This window comes from Rhizomicrobium sp. (assembly GCF_056722145.1).
Genome location: NZ_JBWZET010000237.1, coordinates 1 through 2,813, shown reverse-complemented (window position 1 = coordinate 2,813; position 2,813 = coordinate 1). Strand labels below are relative to the sequence as shown.

The window sequence follows — 2,813 nt, the reverse complement described above, 5'->3', positions numbered from 1 at the left end:
CCGTTTGCGCGAGATCGGCAAAGAAGAAGGCAAGCCTTCTTATCTCATCAACGACGGTGACGAACTCGACCCCGAATGGGTCAAGGGTTACGGCACCATCGGGCTTACCGCCGGCGCCTCTGCACCGCAGAAGCTGGTCGAGCACGTGATCGACGCCTTGCGCGCGATCAATCCGGACATCACGGTCGAGCAGATGGACGGCAAGAAAGAACATATCGAATTCCGGCTGCCGCCGGAGCTTCGTTCCTGAGTAGGAGTAAGACGTTGGGTATTCCCGCCAAGCAAGCCGCCCGCATCGGGGCCTATGTTCTCAAGCAGCATTTGTCGGGGCGTGCGCGCTATCCGCTGGTGCTGATGCTGGAACCGTTGTTCCGTTGCAACCTCGCCTGCCAGGGTTGCGGCAAGATCGATTATCCCGACGACATCCTGAATCAGCGCCTCTCCTTTGACGACTGCATGCAGGCGATCGAGGATTGCGGCGCTCCGTGCGTTTCCATCGCCGGCGGCGAGCCGCTCTTGCATCGCGAGATGCCGCAGATCGTCAAAGGCTATATCGAACGCGGCAAGTTCGTCATTCTCTGCACCAACGCGCTGCTGCTGGCCAAGAAGATCGACCAGTACGAGCCGCACGAGAACTTCACCTGGTCGATCCATCTCGACGGCGACAAGCTCATGCACGACAAGTCGGTGTGCCTCGACGGCACCTACGACAAGGCGGTGGCGGCGCTGAAGCTGGCGAAGGAAAAGGGCTTCCGCACCCAGATCAACTGCACCCTGTTCAACGACGCCGATCCCGAGCGCACCGCCAAGTTCTTCGACGAGATGATGGCGATCGGCTGCGACGGCATCACGATTTCGCCCGGCTACGCCTACGAGCGCGCCGCCGACCAGGAGCATTTCCTCAATCGCGAGCGCACCAAGACGCTGTTCCGCGATATCTTCAAGCGCGGCAACGGCGGCAAGAAGTGGGAATTCACCCAGTCGGAATTGTTCCTCGATTTCCTCGCCGGCAACCAGACCTATGCCTGCTCGCCGTGGTCGATGCCGTGCCGCACCGTGTTCGGCTGGCAGAAGCCCTGCTATCTCTTGGGCGAAGGCTATGTGAAAACCTTCAAGGAGCTGATGAACGACACCGAGTGGGACAAGTACGGCGTCGGCAATTACGAGAAGTGCGCCAACTGCATGGTACATTGCGGGTTCGAAGGCACCGCGGTCAGCGATTCCGTGAAGAAGCCCTACAAGCTGCTGCCGCTCGCCTTGCGCGGCATCAAGACCGATGGCCCGTTCGCGCCCGAGATCGATCTTTCCAAGCAGCGGCCGGCCGAGTTCTCATTCTCGCGCCACGTCGAGCACAAGCTTGCCGAGATCAAGACCGCGAAGTCAGAGGTAGGGACAGCCGAGGCCGGGGCCGAGAGTCCGTAAGGCTCTCACCAGCGATTTGAAGGCGGTGCCGGCTTCACGGCCGGTCCGCATCAACTCGCCGAACTGGCCGGGTTCGCGCCACAGCGAGCGGAAGATCGCGAACAGCCGCGGGTTGCCCTTGAGGCTCAGCCGTTCCAAGGCGGCCGGCGGCAGGGTGCGGTGGCAATCGTCGGAAACGACGCGCAAGACGATGAACGGAATGCCGCGCTCGTGGGCGAAACGCGCCGCGATGTGGGACTCCATGTCGACGGCGTGAGCGCCGGTGTCGCGGAACAGATCCTTCTTGGCGCTCATGTGCATTGCCGGCTCTTCGACGCCCGCAATCACCACCGAATGCGCCTCGCCGAGCTGGGTGCGCAGCACCTTCGACCAGCCGGGATCGCAGGCATAGTGCTCATGCTCGGTGACGACATGGGTGCCGACCAGCACGTCGCCGACCTGCGGGATCGGCGCCAGCGCCCCCGCCAGCCCCAGGCTGACGACACCGCGCACGTCCGGCCCCAGCGCCTTGAGGCGGCGCCTCAGCAGCTTGGCATTACAGGCCCCGACCACCGGCAGAAGCCCGAACCGGCGCGCAATGCGGGCCTCCTTGGCCAAACCGACGACGGCTACGACTGTGGCGCTCATCTTCTCCACGACTCGACGCGAACAACGAAAAATGTCCCGCTTTCCCGGGCGGAGCAATCGGTAAACGCCGCAGTACTATGTTTTTTCAGGCGCGGGCCGCCGTGAAGCCGGAGCGCAGCGCGCCTTCGATGGTGGCGGGAAGGCCGGTCTGGGTCCAATCGCCGGCGAGGACGAGATTCTTCCAGCGCGTTTTCGCCGGCGGGCGCAGGGCATCCTGCTCGGGCGTCGCGGCGAAGGTGGCGCGCTTTTCCTTGACGATCTGCCAGATCGGAAATATCGGGGACAGATTAAGAGCCTTCGCCACATCGTCCCACAGCGTGCGCGCCAGCTCCTCGCGATCGCGATCGACCAGCCAGTCGGCACCGCTGACGGTGACCGAAACGCGATCGTCGAACGCGAAAATCCACTCCGCGGTGCCGCCGATCACGCCGAGCATCCTGGGCGCCTGCGGTGGGGGAGCGACCTTAAAATGGGCGTTGACGATGGCGCGGAATTCGGTCGGCACCGACAGATCCGGCACGAGGTCCTTGGCCACCCACGGCGGCACCGCCAGAACGACGCGATCCTCGCGCCCCACCGGCACCGTATTTTCCGGAAATTCGAGCGCCAGAATTCTGTCGTGATCATAAACGATCCGGCGCAGCCGCTGGCCGAAATGGACCATCGCGCGGTTGTCGGCGAGGGCCTTCAGCGCCGGCTCGATGAAGGCCTGACCGAGATTGGGATGGGCAATGCGCGGCCGATATGCCCGCCCGCCTTTGGCC

At 63.6% G+C, this 2,813-nt stretch carries 3 protein-coding genes and 1 pseudogene; 2 read left to right on the top strand and 2 right to left on the bottom strand.

What is annotated here, in order from left to right; all coding sequences use genetic code 11:
* Together AC1P6P_RS12805 and hpnH are read left to right on the top strand one after the other, a co-directional pair.
* A pseudogene (locus AC1P6P_RS12805) lies at nucleotides 1-250 on the top strand (4-hydroxy-3-methylbut-2-enyl diphosphate reductase); the annotation flags it as partial.
* A 14-nt stretch (nucleotides 251-264) separates the two neighbouring features.
* Complete coding sequence (gene hpnH / locus AC1P6P_RS12800) at nucleotides 265-1,422, top strand: adenosyl-hopene transferase HpnH (RefSeq protein ID WP_481402831.1); 1,158 nt, start codon at nucleotides 265-267, stop codon at nucleotides 1,420-1,422.
* On the opposite strand, the gene AC1P6P_RS12795 is transcribed toward hpnH, so the two are convergent.
* Together AC1P6P_RS12795 and AC1P6P_RS12790 are read right to left on the bottom strand one after the other, a co-directional pair.
* Nucleotides 1,381-2,049, bottom strand: a complete 669-nt coding sequence (locus AC1P6P_RS12795) for a phosphorylase family protein (protein ID WP_481402830.1) — start codon at nucleotides 2,047-2,049, stop codon at nucleotides 1,381-1,383. The genes hpnH and AC1P6P_RS12795 overlap by 42 nt on opposite strands.
* 85 nt (nucleotides 2,050-2,134) lie before the next feature.
* A partial coding sequence (locus tag AC1P6P_RS12790; protein ID WP_481402829.1) for a hydroxysqualene dehydroxylase occupies nucleotides 2,135-2,813 on the bottom strand: 679 nt, incomplete at its 5' end.

Coding starts and splice junctions, on each gene's coding strand:
- AC1P6P_RS12795 (WP_481402830.1), bottom strand. CDS start 2,049: ATGAGCGCCACAGTCGTAGCCGTCGTCGGTTTGGCCAAGGAGGCCCGC.